At 72.8% G+C, this 12,345-nt stretch carries 12 protein-coding genes; all 12 read right to left on the bottom strand.

Annotation, left to right across the window (positions count from 1 at the left end; translation table 11 throughout):
- Window positions 1-10 precede the first annotated feature (10 nt).
- The 12 genes from ACQP2P_RS40260 to ACQP2P_RS40205 all read right to left on the bottom strand — a co-directional run bounded on the left by ACQP2P_RS40260 (window position 11) and on the right by ACQP2P_RS40205 (window position 12,163).
- Window positions 11-1,234: a flagellar hook protein FlgE gene (locus ACQP2P_RS40260; RefSeq protein WP_433610122.1), complete on the bottom strand. Its 1,224-nt coding sequence runs from the start codon at window positions 1,232-1,234 to the stop codon at window positions 11-13.
- A gap of 16 nt (window positions 1,235-1,250) precedes the next feature.
- The gene (locus tag ACQP2P_RS40255; protein WP_433610120.1) at window positions 1,251-2,054 is read right to left on the bottom strand and encodes a flagellar hook capping FlgD N-terminal domain-containing protein; all 804 of its coding nucleotides are present in this window, start codon (window positions 2,052-2,054) and stop codon (window positions 1,251-1,253) included.
- Window positions 2,055-2,386: 332 nt separating this feature from the next.
- Window positions 2,387-4,726, bottom strand: coding sequence for a flagellar hook-length control protein FliK (locus ACQP2P_RS40250; protein WP_433610118.1), 2,340 nt, complete (start codon window positions 4,724-4,726; stop codon window positions 2,387-2,389).
- Window positions 4,723-5,811, bottom strand: coding sequence for a transglycosylase SLT domain-containing protein (locus tag ACQP2P_RS40245; RefSeq protein WP_433610116.1), 1,089 nt, complete (start codon window positions 5,809-5,811; stop codon window positions 4,723-4,725). The genes ACQP2P_RS40250 and ACQP2P_RS40245 overlap by 4 nt, the downstream gene beginning before the upstream one ends.
- A complete protein-coding gene (locus ACQP2P_RS40240; RefSeq protein ID WP_433610114.1) occupies window positions 5,808-6,239 on the bottom strand; it encodes a cell envelope biogenesis protein TolA in 432 nt (143 codons plus the stop codon). Before ACQP2P_RS40240 ends, ACQP2P_RS40245 begins: the two co-directional genes overlap by 4 nt.
- Window positions 6,239-7,483, bottom strand: coding sequence for a FliI/YscN family ATPase (locus ACQP2P_RS40235; protein ID WP_433079943.1), 1,245 nt, complete (start codon window positions 7,481-7,483; stop codon window positions 6,239-6,241). The genes ACQP2P_RS40240 and ACQP2P_RS40235 overlap by 1 nt, the downstream gene beginning before the upstream one ends.
- 98 nt (window positions 7,484-7,581) lie before the next feature.
- Entirely contained in the window at window positions 7,582-8,430 is an 849-nt protein-coding gene (locus tag ACQP2P_RS40230) for a FliH/SctL family protein (protein ID WP_433610111.1), read from the bottom strand.
- Window positions 8,408-9,418 carry a flagellar motor switch protein FliG gene (fliG, locus tag ACQP2P_RS40225; RefSeq protein WP_433610109.1) on the bottom strand — a complete coding sequence of 337 codons (1,011 nt, stop codon included), beginning with the start codon at window positions 9,416-9,418 and terminating at the stop codon, window positions 8,408-8,410. The genes ACQP2P_RS40230 and fliG overlap by 23 nt, the downstream gene beginning before the upstream one ends.
- Window positions 9,419-9,439: 21 nt before the next feature.
- The gene (gene fliF / locus ACQP2P_RS40220; RefSeq protein ID WP_433610107.1) at window positions 9,440-11,053 is read right to left on the bottom strand and encodes a flagellar basal-body MS-ring/collar protein FliF; all 1,614 of its coding nucleotides are present in this window, start codon (window positions 11,051-11,053) and stop codon (window positions 9,440-9,442) included.
- Window positions 11,053-11,373 carry a flagellar hook-basal body complex protein FliE gene (gene fliE, locus ACQP2P_RS40215; RefSeq protein WP_433610105.1) on the bottom strand — a complete coding sequence of 107 codons (321 nt, stop codon included), beginning with the start codon at window positions 11,371-11,373 and terminating at the stop codon, window positions 11,053-11,055. Before fliE ends, fliF begins: the two co-directional genes overlap by 1 nt.
- Window positions 11,374-11,375: 2 nt before the next feature.
- Window positions 11,376-11,780: a flagellar basal body rod protein FlgC gene (locus ACQP2P_RS40210; RefSeq protein ID WP_433610103.1), complete on the bottom strand. Its 405-nt coding sequence runs from the start codon at window positions 11,778-11,780 to the stop codon at window positions 11,376-11,378.
- Window positions 11,781-11,785: 5 nt separating this feature from the next.
- Window positions 11,786-12,163 carry a flagellar basal body rod protein FlgB gene (locus tag ACQP2P_RS40205; RefSeq protein ID WP_433610101.1) on the bottom strand — a complete coding sequence of 126 codons (378 nt, stop codon included), beginning with the start codon at window positions 12,161-12,163 and terminating at the stop codon, window positions 11,786-11,788.
- Window positions 12,164-12,345 lie beyond the last annotated feature (182 nt).

Here is a 12,345-nt window from a genome sequence, read left to right as displayed (position 1 = left end):
CTCCTAGGACCTACCGCTTGAGGTTCACCAGCTCCTGGAGCACGTCGTCCGACGTGCTGATGACCTTGGAGTTGGCCTGGAAGCCGCGCTGGGCGACGATCAGGTTCGTGAACTCCTGAGCCAGGTCGACGTTGGACATCTCCACGGCGCCGCTCTGCAGCGTGCCGAGGCCGCTGGTGCCCGGGGCGCCGACCTGCGCCAGGCCGGAGTTGACGGTGAAGCGGTACAGCGAGTCACCGGTCTTCTCCAGGCCGGGCGGGTTGTTGAAGTTCGCGAGCGCCAGCTGGGCGATCGTCTGCTTGTTGCCGTTGGAGAACACGCCCACGAGCTGCCCGTCGGGGTTGATGCTGAACGACTGCAGCGTCGCGGCCGGAGCGCCGTTCTGGGACAGCGGCTGCACCGTGGTGTTGCCGGTGTACTCCGTCAGGCCCGCCAGGTCCACGCCGATGCCCGTGCCCGTGGCCAGCGGGTCGTACATGATGCCGACCTTGGTGGCACCGTTCTTGTCGGTGAACGTGGGGCCGGTGATCTGCCCGTTGGATCCGAAGGTCAACGCGGTCGGGCCGACGCTGTTCGTGCCGTCGGACAACGTCATCGTCCACGCCCCGCCCGTGAAGTCGAAGGTCTGGGTCAGGGTGACCGTGTTGCCCGTGACGTCGTACGTCTTGATGGACCGGGTGATCGTCGAGGGGTCGGGCGCGTTCGCCGGCAGGTTGCCCGCGATCACCACGGTGTCGGTGGCCGTCGGCGCGATGAGCGTGCCCATCGGCAGGCGGATGTCGCCGAGCGGGGCGTTGCTGTTGACCACGCCGTTGACCGCGGGCCAGCCCTGCACCGCGGCGCCGGTCGGGGTGACCAGCTTGCCCTCGGCGTCGAAGTTGAACGCGCCGGCCCGCGTGTAGAGCTGCTCGTTCACCGAGTTCACGACGAAGAAGCCGTCACCGGAGATCATCACGTCGGTGGGCCGGCCGGTCGTCTGCGCGGAGCCCTGCACGAACGTGGTGTTGATCGCCGCCAGGCGCACGCCCAGGCCGACCTGGGCCGGGTTCGTGCCGCCGATCTCCGGCTGCGGGGCGCCGGCGGAGCGCATCATCTGGCTCAGCGTGTCGGCGAAGACCGTTTGCGCGGACTTGTACCCCACCGTGTTCACGTTGGCGATGTTGTTGCTGGTCACGTCCAGCATCTGCTGGTGTGCGCGCAGGCCGCTGATGCCGGAGAAGAGTGAGCGGAGCATGTGGGGTGGTTTCCTTTCAGGACGCGGGCTGGCCGGGTGCGGGTCGGGCCGGCGCTGACGGGTTCGTCCCCGCTGGTTGCTGCTGTTGCTGCTGCTGTTGCTGAGGTTGTTGCTGCTGCGCGCCGGACTGCGCGGGCTGTCCGTTCTGCACGGCCGGCTGCGTGTTCTGCGCGCTTGGCTGTGTGTTCTGCGCGCTTGGCTGTGTGTTCTGCGCGGTCGGTGGCGTGTCGTGCGCGCCTGGCTGCGTGTTCTGCGCGCTTGGCTGTGTGTTCTGCGCGGCCGGTGGCGTGTCGTGCGTGCCCGGTTGCGTGGTCTGCGCGCTTGGCTGCGTGGTCTGCGCGCCTGGCGGTGCGGGCTGCGGGTTCTGGGTCGCCGGTGGGGTCTGGCCGTCCGACACCTCGGTCACGCTCGCCAGGGCGATGTCCGTGTTGCCCACGTGCAGGGTGGGCGGCCCCCCGGTGAAGAACTTGGCCGACGACACGACGCCGGTGATGGGGTGGCCGTCCTTGTCCGCGTAGGTGACCGTCTTGCCGATCAGGTTGCTCGCCCCGAGCTGGAGCTGCGCGTTGAGCATGCTCTGCTCGGCCGTGGCGAGATCCTCGAGCTTCTCGACCGTCGTGAACTGCGCGGTCTGCGCCAGGAACTCGGAGTTGTCCATCGGCTTGCTCGGGTCCTGATACTTCAGCTGGGCCACGAGCAGCTTCAGGAACGCGTCCTTGCCCAGATCGCCGCCCGGCTTCGCGGGCTTGTCCGGGTCCTGCTTCGCGGTCGTGGCATTAGTGGCATCGGTCTTCTTGGTCGGTGCATACGTCTTCGGCACGTAGTCGGCGACGCTGCCACTGACCGGCGTCGGGGCGGTGATGGCGCACTCCCTTGTTCGGTCCGGTGCGCGGCCCGTCCTGCTTGGGTCGCGGTGCTGCTGGTGTTGCCCGAGTCGCGGTGGTGCTGGTGTTGGTGCGGTGCTGCCCGAGCTGTGGTGCGGGCGGGTCCGTTCGCTGCCGACCTGCCGACCTGCCTGCCGACCTGGCTGCCTGCCGACCTGCCGACCTGCCTGCCTGCCGACCTGCCTGCCTGCCGACCTGCCTGCCTGGCTGCATGCCGACCTATCTGCCTGCATGCCGACCTGCCTGCCGCGCCGGCTTTCGGGCCGGGTCAGAGGCGGACGTCGAGTCCGTCCATGGGCTCGGCCGGTGTGGGCTCAGCGCCCGTTTCGACGCGTTCGGGCGCTCGTTGTTGAGATCGTCCCTCCGGGTGCCGACCTGAGAAATGTTGCGATTCGTTGCCCGGGAAGGACGATTGCTGGTTCAGCTCGAGGGCGCACTGGGCGAACCCGGCCGAGCTGAGGTCCTCCCGCAGCTGCGGGAGCGCCGCCTGCAGCGCGGCCTGGCCGATCTCGCGATCGGCGCGCAGGTGCACCGAGATCGAGCCGTCGCGCACCTCGGCGACGATGCTCACGGGGCCGAGCTCCTCGGGGTCGAGCCGGACGGTCATCCGGTGCACCCCGTCGGGCCCCTTGCGCAGCGGCGAGAGCACGCTCACGAGCTGCGGCGCGACGCTCGACCACGCGGCCTGGCCCCCGAACAGCCCGCTCCCGTCGACCGCGGCACCACCGACGCCCCCGATGACCGCCGCGAACGTGTTGCCGCCCGCCGTGACCCCGGTGACCGCGCGGCCGTTGCCGGGCGTCTGCGAACCGCTCCCGCCGGTGCCGCCGCTCATGCCGTGCCCGACACCGCCACCGCCGACCCCGCCACCGCCGACGCCGACACCGGCGGGGACGGCGAGGCCGGTCGCGCCGAGGCTGGGCACGAGGCCGGTGGTGCTCGCGTCCGAGGCCGCGGCGCCGTCATCGGGCTTCGCGGGGCTCTCGGTCCTGGGCGCGGCCGCGGTGGTGACGAGCCCGTTCACCCAGCTGAAGCTCGGGTCGGGCACCGCGCTCGGCTGGGCCGTCGCGGTGGCGGCGTGGGGCGCCGGCACCGTGGTGTTCGGGGGCGGCGCGGCGGGAGTATCCGGCGTCGTGGGGCCGAGGCCGGGGTTCGGGTGTCGCGTGGTGCCGGCCGTCGCGACGGGTGCGGCGGCCGTCGCGGGCGGGTTGCCGGTGGGCACGACGCCGGCATCAGCGACCGGCCCAGCGCCGGCGGCCGGGGTAGCGACGAACGCCGGGGTAGCAACGGACGCTGGGGCAGCAACGGATGCCGGGGTAGCGACGGACGCCGGGGTGGCGACGGATGCCGGGGTGGCGACGGACGCCGGGGTCGCGACGGACGCCGGGGTGGCAACGGACGCCGGGGTGGCAACGGACGCTGGGGTGGCGACGGACGCCGGGGTAGAGGCGGCGGCCGGTGCCGCGGTGGCGGTCGCCACGGGAACGGGGATGTCGGCCGAGGGTGCCCCCGCGGTGATGGGTGGCGTGCTCGTCAGCGGGGCGGGGGCGACGCCCGTTGTCGTCGGGACCCCCGGCCGCGACCGGGCTTGCGGTGCCGTGGTGGCGATGACCTCGGCGGCCACGACCCCGTGCTCGTTGCGCAGGACGGCCTCGCCCACGACGATGCCGGGCTCGGGGGTCCGGGCGGTGACGACCAGGCTCGCCTCGGCCTGGCTCGCGGCGGCCTCGGCCGGGGTCGAGATGGCTGCCGCGGGGGCCGGAACCGCGATCGGAGCCGAGGTCGCAAACGCGGCCACAGTCGGAGCCGGGGGCGCGGTCACGGGCGGCGTCGCGGACGTTGCCGGGGTCGCGGGCGGCGTGGCAGGCGCGGTCGGAGTCGCGGTCGCGGGCACGGCGGCCGAGGCCGGGGTCACGGCCGGTTGGGCAGGCAGGGCGACCACCGGTGCGGTGACGAACGTGGTCGGCCGCGTGCCCGTGGCAGCCGCCGCCAGCCTCGACTCCAGGTCCGCCGCGAGGGCGGCGCGGACGGCGGTGTCGGCCGCCGGAGCAGTCGGGGCGGCCGAGGCGGTCGGGGTGGCCGGAGCAGCCGCTGCAGCCGAGGCGGTCGCGGTGGCCGGAGCAGCCGGGCCCGCCGAGGTGGTCGGCGCGATCGGCACGGTCGTGACGACCGGGACGGCCGGCGGCGGGATCGCGGCCGTGACCGCACCGCCGGGAAGGGAGACCTCCGGTTTCGGCTGCTGGGCGGCCACCAGGACCCCGGCGATGCGCATGGCCGCGTCCAGGACGGCCGCCTCCTGGGCCGCGGTGATGTCCGGCGGGGACGTCAGGGGTGCGGCCGTGGCGGGCCGGTCCTGGCCCCGGTCGGGCACGGTGCGCGCCATGGCGTTCTGCAGCAGGTTCGTCAAGGGCGCGGCCGAGTCCACCGCGGGAGCGACCGCCGAGCGGAGCTGCTCGCGGGTGAACCGTGGGCGCACCACCAGGGCCTCGGCGCTCTTGGCGGCCTCCAACGCGGCCGCGAAGGTTTCGTCCAGTGTGGACGGTCCGCCCAGGACGGACGGCAGGCCCGTGTCCGTGGTCCTCGTCGTGGCCGAAGCGGTGGGAATCATGCGAGCAGACCTCCGTCCGAAGTGGACTCCGCGGACATCAGGGAAGCCAGGGACGGCGACGCGCCCGCGCCCAGCGACAGGGCGGCGAGCGTCGACGGGGTGAGCGTCGTCGACTCGGTCAGGGGGCCGATCGCGCGGGCCGACAGCTGGGCCAGGGCCGCCTTCACCTTCGGGACGTAGGCCTGGGTCTCGGCGAAGGGCGGAATGCCGCCGTACTTGCTCACCGCGCTCCCGCCCGCGTTGTACGCGGCCAGCGCCAGGTCCACGCTGCCGAACTGCTTGATGTGCGACGACAGCAGCCGGGCCGCGCCGTCCACGGCCTGGGCCGGGTCCAGCGCGTTCACGCCCAGGCCGCGCGCGGTGCCGGGCATGATCTGCATGAGGCCCTGCGCGCCCGCGCGGCTCACGGCGTTGGGGTTGTAGCCCGACTCCACCTTCGCGACCGCGGCCAGCAGGGCGGGGGAGACGCCGTAGCGGGCGCCGGCGGACTGGAAGAGCTCGGCGTACGGTACCGACTCCGGCAGTTGCGCCGACGACAGCGCCGCCGGGCGGATCGCGGGCGTCGTCGCGGTCGGGATGATGCGCCGGATCGCCGTCGGGGTGCCGGTGACCTTCTCGGTCTTCACGACCTCGCCGGTGTGCGGGGCCACGACCATGGTGCCGTCGCCGGCGTAGATGGCGATGTGGTGCACCGGGCGCCCGAACGCGAGCAGGTCGCCGGGGCGGGCCTGGGCCAGCGAGGACACCGCGGTGCCGAAGCTCGCCTGGTCCGCGGCGGTGCGGGGGAGCTTGATGCCGACGTCGGCGTAGGCGCGCTGGACCAGGCCGGAGCAGTCGAGGCCGCTCTCGGGGGTGTTGCCGCCGAACTTGTACGGGGTCCCCGCGTACCGCTGCGCCGCCTGCACCACCTGGGTGCCCGTGACGGGCGTGGTGCGACCGAGCGCGGGCACGGCCGTGGACGCCGAGTCCACCTGGGAGCGCAGCGCGTCCTTGAACGACGAGCCGGCGTCCAGGGCGGTGGGGCGGTGCAGCCCGAGCATCGAGCGGATCTCGGCGATGCGGGACTGGGCCTCGAGAACGGTCACTGCCGGTCCTCCCTGTAGGAGCTCGACGTCGTGAGGTCGTCGACCGCCTTCTCCTCCGCGGCCGCCTCGGTGCGCTTGCGCGTGAGGTCGTGGCGCTCCTGGAGCTTCTCGATCGTGCGGCGCTGCACGGCGGCGTCGGTGAGCTCGCGCATGCGCTCCTCGACGGTCTCGTCGGCGAGCCGGCTCAGGCCGATCGCGGCCGCCAGCTCGCCGGCGAGGGCCTGGCGGGCGGTCAGCGTGGCCGCGTACGCCGCGGCCGTCGCGGCGTTGGGCACCGCCCGGCCGTCGAGGTCGCGTTCGCGGGCGCGGACGCGCTGGACGGCGTCGGTGGCGTCGGCTCGTGCGCGTACGACCGCGGCTTTTGCCATGTCTTCCTGGGCCTTGCGGGCGCGCAGCACGGCGCCCAGCCGGAATCCGCTCTTGGCCATCAGCCACCTGCCAGGAGTTCGTCGAGCAGCTGCCACGCCCGGGGCGCCGGGGTGGTGTCCTCCATGTCCTGCCGGAGGAAGTCGTTGATGCGGGGCCACAGCTCGCGGGCCCGGTCGGCATCGGGGTTGGTGCCGGCCTGGTACGCCCCGATCTCCACCAGCTCCCGCACGTCCCGGTGCGCGGCCAGCATCCGGCGCAGCGCGGTCGCCGCGGCCCGCTGCTCGCGGGTCGTCACCGCGTTCGCGACCCGGGAGACGGACTCGAGCACGTCGATGCTGGGGAAGTGCCCGGACGTGGCCAGGCGCCGGTCGAGCGTGATGTGGCCGTCGAGGATCGAGCGCGCCGAGTCCGCGATCGGCTCGTTGTGGTCGTCGCCCTCGACGAGCACGGTGTAGAGGCCGGTGATGCTGCCCACCGGGGCCGGGCCGGCCCGCTCCAGCAGCCGGGGGAGCAGCGCGAAGACGCTCGGCGGATACCCGCGGGTGGCCGGCGGCTCGCCCGCCGACAGCCCGACCTCGCGCTGGGCCATGGCCGTGCGGGTGAGCGAGTCCATGAGCAGCAGCACGTCCTGGCCGCCGTCGCGGAAGTACTCGGCGATGCGCGTGGCCACGAACCCGGCCCGCAGCCGCACCAGCGGCGGCTGGTCCGAGGTGGCGATGACCACGACCGAGCGGGCCAGGCCCTCGGGGCCGAGGTCGTTCTCGATGAACTCGCGCACCTCGCGCCCGCGCTCGCCGACCAGTCCGATGACGGAGATTTCGGCGTCGGTACCGCGGGTGATCATCGACATCAGCGAGCTCTTGCCGACGCCGGAGCCCGCGAAGATGCCCATCCGCTGCCCCCGCCCGCACGGCACGAGCGTGTCGAGCGCGCGCACGCCGAGCGAGAGGGGCTCCAGCACGCGCCCGCGCTCGAGCGCGACCGGGGCGTCGTGCTCCACCGACACGTGCTCGAGCCCGACCAGCGCCGGGCCGTTGTCCATCGGGCGGCCGAGCCCGTCGAGGATGCGCCCGCGCAGCTGGGGGCCGACGGGGATCTGCAGCGGCGCGCCCGTGCTGCTGACCGGGCTGCCGGTGCCGATGCCGGTGAGCGGGCCGAGGGGCAGGCAGGCGAGCCGGTCGCCGTTGAGCGAGACGACCTCGGCCGGCACGACGGCACCCCGCTGCGGGTCGCCGATCTCGACGAGGTCGCCGACGCTGCCCTCGACCCCGGCCACGGTGACCGACAGGCCGACGATCGACACCACCCGCCCCGTGACGCGCGGATGGGCGGCGTGCGCGGCCGCCAGGAGCCGTTGCTGAAGCCGACCCGTGTGCGTCAGGCCCGCTGGAAGCGCCGATGTCACTGCTGCAGGACCTCCCGGACCCGGTCGAGCGCGGGGCCCAGCCGGGCGTCGACGGTCGTGGCGTCGCACAGCGCGATCGCGTCGCCGGAGCGCAGGCCCGGATCGTCCACGAGCGTCACCGTGCGGCCGTCCATGACCAGTTCCGTCTCGCCAATCGTCAACCGGTCGGCCGGGTTGAGCCGTACGGTCACCGGACTTGCCGAGGGTGCGAGCGCCAGCGCGCGGGCCAGCGCCTCCCGGCCCGGTTCGGTCGCGGTGCGCAGCTCCCGGCTCAGCACCGCCTCGGCGATCGCGAACGCCGTCGCCACGATCTGCTCCTCGATGTCGTGCGCGGCCGGCACCGCCCGGCCCTCCAGGGCCGTGGCCGCCTGCCCGAGCCCGAGCAGGGCCCGCTCGATGCGCTGCCGCTGCGCCTCGGCGGTCTGCGCCGCCTGCTGCGCGACGACCGCCGCGGTCCGCGCCGCCTCCTCGCGGGCCTCGCGCAACCCCTGCGCCCAGCCGGCCGCGTACCCGGTCGCCTCCGCCTCGCCCCGCCACCGCGCGAGCAGCTCCGGCGGGATCGTCTCGCGCTCGCGCAGGTCGACGTCGAAACGGGCCGAGGGGGCCGAGCCGGCGCGGGCGTCGCGCAGGACGCTCTCGCCGAAGCGGACCGTCGGCGGCTCCTGCGGCGGCGGGAACGCGCGCGTCGCCGGGGTCACCGGCGGGGGAGGGGGCGGCGGGAAGGCCGGCCGCGGGGTGCCCGCGGGCTTGCGCTCCGGCGGCGGGAACGCCAGCGGGTAGTCGTCGCGGGCCCCGGCCGGGGGAAACTCGGCCGGGGCGAAGTCAGCCGACGAACTCATCGTCATCGCCCCTGCTGATCACGATCTGGCCGGACTCCTCGAGCGTGCGGATGGCCTGGACGATCTTGGCCTGCGACTCCTCGACCTGGCGCAGCCGCACCGGGCCGAGCATCTCGATCTCGTCGGCCAGGTTCTCCGCGGCGCGCTCGGAGAGGTTCTTCATGACCTTCTGGCGCACCTCCTCGCGCACGCCCTTGAGCGCGGTCGCGAGGTCGTTGGTCTCCACCTGCCGCAGCACCAGCTGGATCGAGCGGTCGTCGAGGGACACGATGTCCTCGAACATGAACATCTTCGAGCGGATCTCCTCGGCCAGCTCCGGGTTGCGCCCGGCGAGGCCCTCCAGGATCAGCCGCTCGGTGGCCCGGTCGGTCCGGTTGATGATCTCGACCAGCGGCTCCAGGCCGCCGACGTTCGACAGGTCGTTGGGCTGCAGCACCGAGGACATCTTGCGCTCCAGCGTCGCCTCGACCTGGCGGATGATGTCCGGCGAGGTGCGGTCCATGACGGCGATGCGGTGCGCGACGTCGGCCTGCAGCTCCGGCGCCAGGCCCGACAGGATCTGCGAGGCCTGCGTCGCGGTCATGTGCGCGAGGACGAGCGCGATCGTCTGCGGGTGCTCGTCCTGCAGGAACGACAGCAGCTGCCGCGGGTCGGCCTGGCCGAGGAAGCCGAACGGCACGTCCATGAACACGGTGTTGAGCCGGCCCACGATCTCGCCCGCCCGCTCCCGGCCCAGCGAGGCCTCGAGCAGGTCGCGGGCAAAGTCCATGCCGCCCTGGCCCACGTACTTGTGCCCGGTCGCCATGTCGTGGAACTCCTCGAGCACCACGTTGGCGACGTCCGCCTCGACCTGGCCCAGCCGCACGATCTCGGCGGTGAGCTCCTCCACCTCCGCCTCACGGAGGTGCGCCATGATCTTGGCAGCCTCGTCCTTGCCCATCTGCACGAGCAGGATGGCGGCCTTGCGCAGCCCCGTCATCTCACCCGTGACCATGGATCACCCTCAGCATGGTCGTCATCCGCGCCGGTCCGCGAGCCAGCCGCGCAGCAGCTGCGCGACCTCGTCGGGCTGCTTCTCCACCATCGTCGTGAGGTCGCGGAAGCGGCCGTCGCGGTCGAACTCGTCGCCCGGCGCGCCCCCGCCCTCCAGGGCCGCCGCCCCGCCCGGCCCGCCGCCGCCCTCGAGCGCCAGCTTGGCCCGGGCCGCCTCGATCGCGGCCTGCATGTCCTCGAGCGCGGCGTTCTGCTCCTCGGTGAGCTTCTGCTGCTCCGCCTTCCTGCGCTTGCGCTGGGCCAGGGCCGCGATGATGAGCAGGATCAGCAGCCCCAGCACGATCGCGCCCATCTGGATGTACTGCTGCATCACCTGCGCCTGCTGCCCCTTGGCCGCCTCCTTGGCCGCGTTCTGCTCGGCGGTGGCCGCGGAGGTGTCGAACGCCATCGACGAGACCGCGATCTGGTCGCCGCGGGCCGGGTCCAGCCCCACCGCGGAGGAGACCAGCTGCTGCAGCTGGGCCAGGTCCACCTTCGCCACCGCGCTGTCGACGATCACCGCGATGCCGAGCTTGTCCACCCGCCCGGGCGCGCTCTTCGTCGTCTCGGTGACCATCCCGACCGCGTTGTTGCGGGTCTCGGTGGTCTGCTGATACTGCCCGTCCCCGCCGGCTCCCGTCCCGTTCGGCACCTGGATGTTGTCCGGTCCCAGTACCCCGCCGACCGGCACCCCGTTGCCGCCCGAGTACTGCTCGGACTTCTTCTGCTCCGACAGCGGCGGCACGGCCGGGTCGGCGACGTACTTCTGCGTCTTGGTCTCGGTGTTGTCGTAGTTCAGCGCGGCGGTGACGTTCACGGCCGAGTGCCCGGGCCCGACGACGGTGTCGAGCATCGTCTGCACGGCCGTGCGCAGCCGCTGCTCGTAGGCCGACGTCGCCGCGCCCCCGCCGTCACCGGGGCCGCCGCTGGAGTCGGACGTCGACAGCACCTTGCCGCCGGCGCTGACGACCGTCACCGCGTTCGGTTCGAGCCCCTCCACGCTGGAGGACACCAGGTGCACGATCGAGGTGACCTGGTCGCCCGTCAGCGACTGGTTGCCCGTGTTCACCAGCACGGAGGCGGTGGGGGCCTGCTGGTCGTCGGTGAACACGTCCTTCTCGGGGATGGCCAGGTGCACCGACGCCGAGTTCACGTTCTTGATCGAGCCGATGGTCTTGGCGAGCTCGCCCTCCAGGGCGCGGCGGTACGTCACCTGCTGCATGAACTCGCTGGTCATGATGCCCTGCTTGTCCAGCAGCGAGTACCCGGCGTCGCCCTGGGCCGGCAGCCCGGCGCCGCTCATCTCGATGCGCAGCGCGTACACCTGGTCGGCGGGCACGTTGATGGTGCCGCCGCCGTCGGAGAGGGAGTACGTGACCCCGTCCGCGTTGAGCTTGTCCACGATGGCGCTCGCGTCCGCGGCGGCCAGGTTCGAGAACAGCGGGGCCATGGCCGGCTGGCCGGACCAGCTCGCGAAGAAGTACCCGCCGATCGCGAGCGCCAGCACGGCGAAGATCGTGACGGCCTTCTGCCCGGGGCTGAACGACTTCCAGCCGTCCAGCCCCCGCCGCCCGAGCGCGGTGAGCCGGTCACGCATCAGGCCTGCATCCTCATGATCTCGTTGAAGGCGTCTAGGGCCTTGTTGCGCACCGCGACCGTCAGGCTCGTGGCGAGGCTCGCCTCGGTCGCGGCGATGATGTAGTCGTGCACGTCGGTGAGCCGGCCCGTGGCCGCCTCGACGGCGAGGTTGTCGGCGGTGTTCTGCACGTCCTGCAGCTTCTGCAGGCCCTGCGCGACCATGGCGCCGAACTGCACCCCGGCCGCCGGGTCCGCCGAGGACCCGGACGTGTCGGTGGTGTTCATGGCGGAGGAGATCGGCGAGATGGCGCCGAGCGGCCGGATCGCGTCGATGCTCATGCTCAGCCCTTACCGACCTGGATCGCGGCCTGGTACTGGTCCTTGGCGCGGTCGACGACGGTCAGGTTCGCCTGGTACGCGCGCTGCGCCATGATCAGCTGGGTCATCTGGCTGCCGAGGTCGATGTCGGGGTACTTGACGTAGCCCTCCCGGTCGGCGATCGGGTTCTCCGGCTCGTACACCAGCCGCCCCTTCGGATCGCCGAGCGCCGTGCCCGCGACCCGCACACCGCCCTCGCCGTCGCCGTAGTGGACCGCCTGCGCCTGCACGTAACGGGCGCGGAACGCCTGCCCGCTCGTCGGCACGGCGTCGTTGATGTTCGCGATGTTGTCCGACACCGCGTCGAGCCACTTGCGGTACACGGTCACGCCCGTGCCGGCGATGCCGATCGCGCCGAAGATGGTCACCGCGATCAGCCCCGGATGGCCGTGCGCAGGAGCCCGAACTTGTCGTCGGTCGCGCGCAGCATGGTCTGGTACCGCAGCCCGGTGTCGATGTTCGACAGGACCTCGTGGTCGAGGTTCACGTTGTTGCCGTCCTCACGGGTCGGCTCCAGCGACCGCGCCGTCGTGATGCTCGCGTCCGCCGGGTCACCCGCCTGCACGGCCATGCGCAGGGCGTCCTCGAACTCGACGCGGCCGGCGAGGAAGCCGGGCGTGTTGATGTTGGCGATGTTGTCGGCGATCACCCGTTGCCGCTTGGCGAGCCCCGTCAGGGCTCCGTGCAGGGCGACCTGCGTGGTGTCCTCGAGCACGAAAATCGGACCCCCGTCGGTGTGTCGCCAGTCCATTGGCCTAGGGGTGAGCCATCCTTGCTCACTGGAGGCATCGGCCCGGTAGCGGCCATGTTGAGGCAGAACGGTGCTTTCCTCGGTTGCCGGTCGGTTGCAGACCGGTGGCACCGCGCGGCCCCTGATACTCAGGGGAACCCCCGGTTCGCGGATCCGGGTGCGGGCCGGGTGCGGCCCGGATG

The organism is Dactylosporangium sp. CA-139114 (assembly GCF_050955725.1).
Classification (GTDB): domain Bacteria; phylum Actinomycetota; class Actinomycetes; order Mycobacteriales; family Micromonosporaceae; genus Dactylosporangium.
The sequence above is the reverse complement of the archived record's forward strand: the minus strand, read 5'-3'. Positions and strand labels throughout refer to the sequence as shown.